We start from the raw sequence: 5,880 nt of genomic DNA on the forward strand, positions 1-5,880 counted from the left end.
CGCGCAAGGAAAAGGCGCTGGCCGAGACGGCGGCCTTGCTCACCTTGTCAAAAAAAGCCCGGGCGATCTGGGGGGACGGAGAGGACGAATGATCAGCACCCCGGATCGCCATAAAGCTGTTGAGCTGATCGACGAGGCCCGCGCCGCCGGCGCGCGCCTGAAGCCCGCTTGCCGCGCACTGGGTATCACGGCCCGTACCTACCAGCGCTGGACGGTGGGCGGCGGCGTGCGCGCAGACCGGCGACCGGAGGCGGTCCGCCCGCGGCCGTCTCATGCCTTGAGTGCTGAGGAGCGGCAGGCTATCGTGACGGTCTGCAACGAGCCTGAGCACGCATCCATGCCGCCAGGCCAGATCGTGCCGAAGCTGGCCGACGAGGGCCGCTACCTGGCCTCGGAGTCGACTTACTATCGAGTCCTGAACGATACCGACCAGCAGCACCATCGTGGACGTGCCAAAAATCCTGCTGCGAGCCGGCCGCCGGCCACTCATGGCGCCGATGCACCCAACACCGTTTGGTGTTGGGACATCACTTGGCTGCCAAGCGAAATCCGCGGCCGCTTCTTCTTCCTGTACCTGATCCTGGACTTGTTCAGCCGCAAGATCGTGGGCTGGGAAGTGCATGAACGCGAGAGCGCTGTGCACTCCAGTGACCTGGTCCAGCAGACGGTCTGGAAGGAGGGCTGCATCGATCAGCCGCTCGTGCTGCACGGCGATAACGGGAGCCCGTTCAAGGGCCAGACCGTGCAGGCCATGCTCGGCAAGCTCGGTATTACGGCCTCGTTCAGCCGTCCGCGAGTCAGTGACGACAACGCCTTCGTCGAGTCGCTGTTCCGCACCTGCAAGTACGTGCCGCACTTCCCGAAGGCCGGCTTTGCTTCGCTGGAGGCGGCGCGCGAGTGGGTCCGCGGCTTTGTCCAGTGGTACAACCATCAGCACAGGCACCGCGGCATCAACTACGTCACCCCGCATCAGCGCCATAGCGAGCAGGATGTCGAAATTCTGGCCAGGCGCCATGCGGTCTATCAGGCCGCGCGAGACAGGCATCCACAGCGCTGGAGTGGTGACACCCGGGACTGGTCGCCGGTCGGAACCGTGTGGCTGAACCCGGAGAAGGAAAAGCAGCCGGAAAATCAGGTTGCGTGAACATGGATAAGGCGACAAGTAGCTTGACAACCACCACTTCGTCGCGACCACAGAGAAAGGCGCGCCGGACGCATCGGCTGACACAATGGAAGAAGCCGGGCTCCTCGTCGCTGACTAACTGACTGCGTGGATAGGTCATGTCTCTATTCTGGCGCCGGGAGAGACGCCCGCCAATCCGGAGACTGTCGTGTCAATCTGTAGGAGATTTCCTATAGATCGTGGGTGTCCTGGAGATGACCATTGGGCAACCTGATCGCCGGTGTAGCCTGGCGATTGCCTTTCGCCGACACCATCTGCGTACCTTCATGGCGCATGACAAAACTGGCTGGTTTGCTGTCTGGGTCATTGCCCTGAATGATCAGTTTCAGTAGATCACCCCTGAGAGATGCTTTGGTGAGCTGGGCTTTCTCGCCGTCAATCCAGGCAGCGCCCGTCACCTCCTGGTATTTCTGATTCAATTCAGCACGGTAGGTTTTGCCGCTGGTGGTTTGCCATTCCCAGAAAGCGGCAACTTTGGCCGGCACAATCCATTTGTACAGCTGAGTGCTGCCGTGGCGCCTGGTGGTATCAGGGATCCAGCCCCCCATGTCAAACGCATGCGAGACGATGCGTGTGCCCGGGCGCAGCTCATCAAGCAAACGTGGGCGGAGTTGAACATTCACCGAGTCGAGCAGGTACAGCGCGACCACGGTGGCATCGCTGAAATCGGCATCGAGCAGGTCGCCTTCAAAGAAGTCGACGAGGAATTCAACGCCGGTATTTCCCGCATATTCCATGGCTTCTGAAATACGTTCAGGGTCCATGTCGATGCCGAAGCCGCGCGTGTTTCTCTCCAGTGCGGCAGCCACCACGATACGGCCGTCACCGCAGCCCAGGTCATACAGCACATCCTTGCTGGTGACTCTGGCCAGATCCAGCATGGCATGCACGATGTCTTCGCTGGTTGGTACATAGGGTACATCCAGAATGAGCTCGGGCTCATCGATGGAGTAGTCGTTGAAATTCAGTTCACTGAAATCCGGGTCTGACAGGACGTGATCTTCATAGCCGTAATCGGTTTCATTGATCTCATCAATAAAGTAGTCGTTGTAATTAAAATCCAGTTCGTTATCCAAGGATTGCACCTGAGTAGTAGAAGTCCAGTCACTGATTGCCGTGCCCCGCATCCATTTCCGGACGACCTGTGGGTAGAGACAAGGCTGCCCGGGTGAAAATGGATTGCGGCCTTGAGGCGCTGTCTTCAGCAGAGTTACAGGGCGTCGCGCATGATCATGTGGATCATGCTGCTTGGGCTCTCGGCACGGGCAATGTTCGCGCCGGTAGCCATGGAAGCTGGCTTTCTGTCTGCGGCTCTATCGATTGTTTCCACGAGGTGGATTCATGCAACAGAGCCGACAGCTAAAGAACAGATGGTTTGTTGGCGCTCGAGCTGACCAGCAACCGCAGGATAAGCCGCGCGAACTCCTGGCTCTTTTCGGGGCTGTCGAGCACCTGAACGGCCAGCTTTTCATGGTCGGTCATGGCGTCGAGCACGGTATCGGTAACGCGCTTGGGAAACAGGCCGTGCATGACCTGGTCAGGGGCATGATTGTTGACTTGCTCCATGACGGCCTCATCGCGGCGTATGCGATCGGCCACGCCATTGGCAAAATACAGTTTATCATCATCGCTGACTTCGGCGCCAAACAGATCGTTGAGCCGGTCGATGATTTCCGACAGCTGCTTTTTCTCCGGATCATGGGGTTTGCCCGAGCCGACGTCTGATATCGGCTTCAAACCCTCGTAATCGCCTTCGCCTTCGGCCAGGTTCAGACGGTGCTCGGCGCGCTTGTTGAGCCGATAGTGGCTCAGCTCCAGTTCGGAGACGTCGATTTCGTCTTCTTCAAGGTTTTCGGCACGCAGCAGAGGGTGCAAATGGCGGGCATAGATGTTGAGCTGCTCCAGCTCGATGTCGTCGTAGTCGATGATCTGAGAAAGGAATTCGTAGCTGCGGCAAAAGTCCTTCAGGCTCTTGCGGAACAGATCGAGCTCGTCGCGAGTGGTGTGCGCTTCCTTGAGCTCTTGCTCAGCGCGCTTGAGGCCGGCGTCATTGCCCTCCCGCTCGGCTTCGTTGCGGGCCTGCTTCCAGGTACGGATCTGCTCCGTCACCGCCTGGTAGCGCTTCTTGAAGCGCTCACGCGCCGGCCCGCTGTAGAAGCCGAGCTGGCTGGCGCTGGCCTTGTCATCCAGGAAGGCCCGGGCAAAGTTCTCCACCTCGTCCCAGTGATAGATGCCGGCGGCGTTCAGGCTTGCCTGCAGGTCGTAGACCACATTGGGGTCGGACACGTCGGCCAGCTCGGCCTTGTTGTAGTAGGGCCTGAAGGCTTGGAGAATGTCGTCGGCGTCATTGAAGAAGTCGAGCACATAGGTTTCTTCCTTGCCGGGAAATTTCCGATTCAGACGCGAGAGCGTCTGCACGCAATCCACGGCCTGAAGCTTCTTGTCCACATACATGGCCACCAGCCGCGGCTGGTCGAATCCGGTCTGGAACTTGTTGGCCACGATCATGACGTTGTATTCGGGCGTGTCGAAGGCGTTGGCCAGGTCGCGCCCCTTGAGATCGGGGTTGAGCAGGGCGCTGCGCTCGGTGACCTCTTCGGGAATCACCTCGTCGGCCGCCACGCTGCCGGAAAACGCTACCATCGGGTGTACGTCGGCGTAACTTTTCTCACGCACGTATTCGCGCAGCGCCAGTGCGTAGCGCACCGCCTCCTGGCGGCTGCTGGTGACCACCATCGCCTTGGCCTGGCCGTCGAGCAGGTGGCGCACGTTCATGCGGAAGTGCTCGACAATCACCTCCACCTTCTGGCTGATGTTGTAGGGGTGCAGCCGCACCCAGCGCGCCAGCCGGGCCGAGGCCTTGCGTGATTCCACCTCCTGCTCGTCGCCGTGCGGATGCGCCAGCTTCCAGGCCGTGCTGTAGGTGGTGTAGTTCTTCAGTACATCCAGTATGAAGCCTTCCTCGATGGCCTGGCGCATGGTGTAGAGGTGAAAGGCTTCGGGCTTGTTGTCGGTCGACGGCGGCCGATCGGGATCGGGCAGGCGGCCGAACAGTTCCAGGGTGCGGGCCTTGGGCGTGGCGGTAAAGGCGTAGTAGCTGATGCGCCGGGATGATCGGCGGGCGGCTACGGCCGCGTTCAACAGCTCTTCGGCGCTCACCTCTTCGCCCTCGGGCGCATCGGCGCCCAGAATGGCCTTGAGCTTGCTGGCCGCCAGGCCGGTCTGCGATGAATGCGCTTCGTCGGCAATCACGGCGTAGCGCCCGCCGGCCAGGTCCGGGCGAGCGTCGAGCGCATCGAACAGCGCCGGAAAGGTCTGGATGGTGACGATGATGATGCGGGTATTGGCCGCCAGCGCCGCGGCCAGCTGCTGCGACTTGCTCTCGCTGCCCACATCGCGGCTGATCGGCTGAACCACGCCGTGGGCGTGTTCAAACTGGTAGATGGTGTCCTGCAGCTGGCTGTCGAGCACGGTGCGGTCGGTGACCACCACAATGGAATTGAACAGCTTGTTGCCGTCGCCGTCGTACAGGGCGGCGAGCTGGTGGGCCAGCCAGGCGATGGAATTGGATTTGCCCGAGCCGGCACTGTGCTGAATCAGATAGCGCTGGCCAACGCCTTCCTCGGCGGTGGCCGCGATCAGCTTGTTGACCACATCCCACTGCTGAAAGCGCGGAAAGATCAGCGTTTCCGTGCGCTTGCGCCGGCCGTGGAAGTCTTCTTCGGTTTTGCGCTCCAGGTGCAGAAAGCGGCCCAGAATCTTCAGCCAGGCGTCGGGCGCAAACACCTGCCGCCACAGATAATCGGTGGCGTAGGGAGTGTTTTCGTCGGCGAGCGGGTTGCCGGCACCGCCGTCGGGCGTGCCGCGGTTGAACGGCAAAAAGGTGGTTTCCCTGCCGGCCAGCCGGGTGGTCATCGACACGCGATCCTGGCTGGCGGCAAAGTGCACCAGCGCGCCGCGGCCGAAGGTCAGCAGCGGCTCGGCCTTGCGCGTGAGCGGGTCCTTTACCGGCCGGTCGCGCCGATACTGGCGCTCGGCATTCTTGACCGACTGCTTGAACTCGCTCTTGAGCTCCAGCGTGGCGGTGGGAATGCCGTTGACGAACAGCACCAGATCCAGCCGCGGGTCGTATTCGCCGGGTCGTGCGTGGGGTGAATACGATACTTCCGGCACCACCCGCAGGCGGTTGGCGCGATAGCGCGCCAGGGTCTCGGGGTTCATGCCGTGGTCGGGCCGAAAGCTGCACAGCTCCAGCTTGACGCCGGGCAGCTTGATGCCGTGGCGCAGCACCTCCAGCGTGCCGCCGCGCTCCAGCTGGCGGGTTACCGCCCGCACCAGCGCACGCTGCGGGTCCTGGGGGTTGCGCGCAACAAGCCTCTCCCAGCGCTTCGGCCAGGCCTCCTGCAGATAGCCGACCAGGTCTTCGACATACAGCGCGCTGGCGCGGTCATAGCCGCTGGCCGGGCCGGTCAGCCAGCCGTTGGCGGTCATCTGCGCGATGATGTCTTGCTGAAATCGTCCTTCGCCGCTTTTTGACATGTCTGGCCCCTACCTTAACCCCCCCTTATTCTTCAATGCGGGCTAGAAAGAGGTATGGCGTGTCAATTTCTGTCGTATAATCAGAGTGTTAAGGCACTAATCCCACGACAGAAAGAGAACACGCCATGGGTGAAACACTACCCCTTTTCAAAGCCTCG

The 5,880-nt window shown here is 61.2% G+C and carries 2 protein-coding genes and 2 pseudogenes; 1 reads left to right on the forward strand and 3 read right to left on the reverse strand.

Going from position 1 to position 5,880, the window contains the following annotated elements; translation table 11 throughout:
- Window positions 1-1,144: pseudogene (locus ACEWQZ_RS01705) on the forward strand (IS3 family transposase); the annotation flags it as partial.
- Between the two features lie 34 nt (window positions 1,145-1,178).
- On the opposite strand, the pseudogene ACEWQZ_RS01710 reads toward ACEWQZ_RS01705, so the two are convergent.
- The 3 genes and pseudogenes from ACEWQZ_RS01710 to ACEWQZ_RS01720 form a co-directional block, all read right to left on the reverse strand.
- A pseudogene (locus ACEWQZ_RS01710) lies at window positions 1,179-1,283 on the reverse strand (transposase); the annotation flags it as partial.
- Between the two features lie 70 nt (window positions 1,284-1,353).
- Window positions 1,354-2,259 carry a class I SAM-dependent methyltransferase gene (locus tag ACEWQZ_RS01715; RefSeq protein WP_476481342.1) on the reverse strand — a complete coding sequence of 302 codons (906 nt, stop codon included), beginning with the start codon at window positions 2,257-2,259 and terminating at the stop codon, window positions 1,354-1,356.
- Between the two features lie 283 nt (window positions 2,260-2,542).
- A complete protein-coding gene (locus ACEWQZ_RS01720; protein ID WP_476481343.1) occupies window positions 2,543-5,722 on the reverse strand; it encodes a type I restriction endonuclease subunit R in 3,180 nt (1,059 codons plus the stop codon).
- Window positions 5,723-5,880 lie beyond the last annotated feature (158 nt).

The sequence above is a fragment of the Wenzhouxiangella sp. YN1 genome (genome assembly GCF_056324145.1).

Bases quoted from the DNA above. Each gene is read 5' to 3' on its own strand.
- ACEWQZ_RS01720 (WP_476481343.1), bottom strand. From the start codon at position 5,722: ATGTCAAAAAGCGGCGAAGGACGATTTCAGCAAGACATCATCGCGCAG.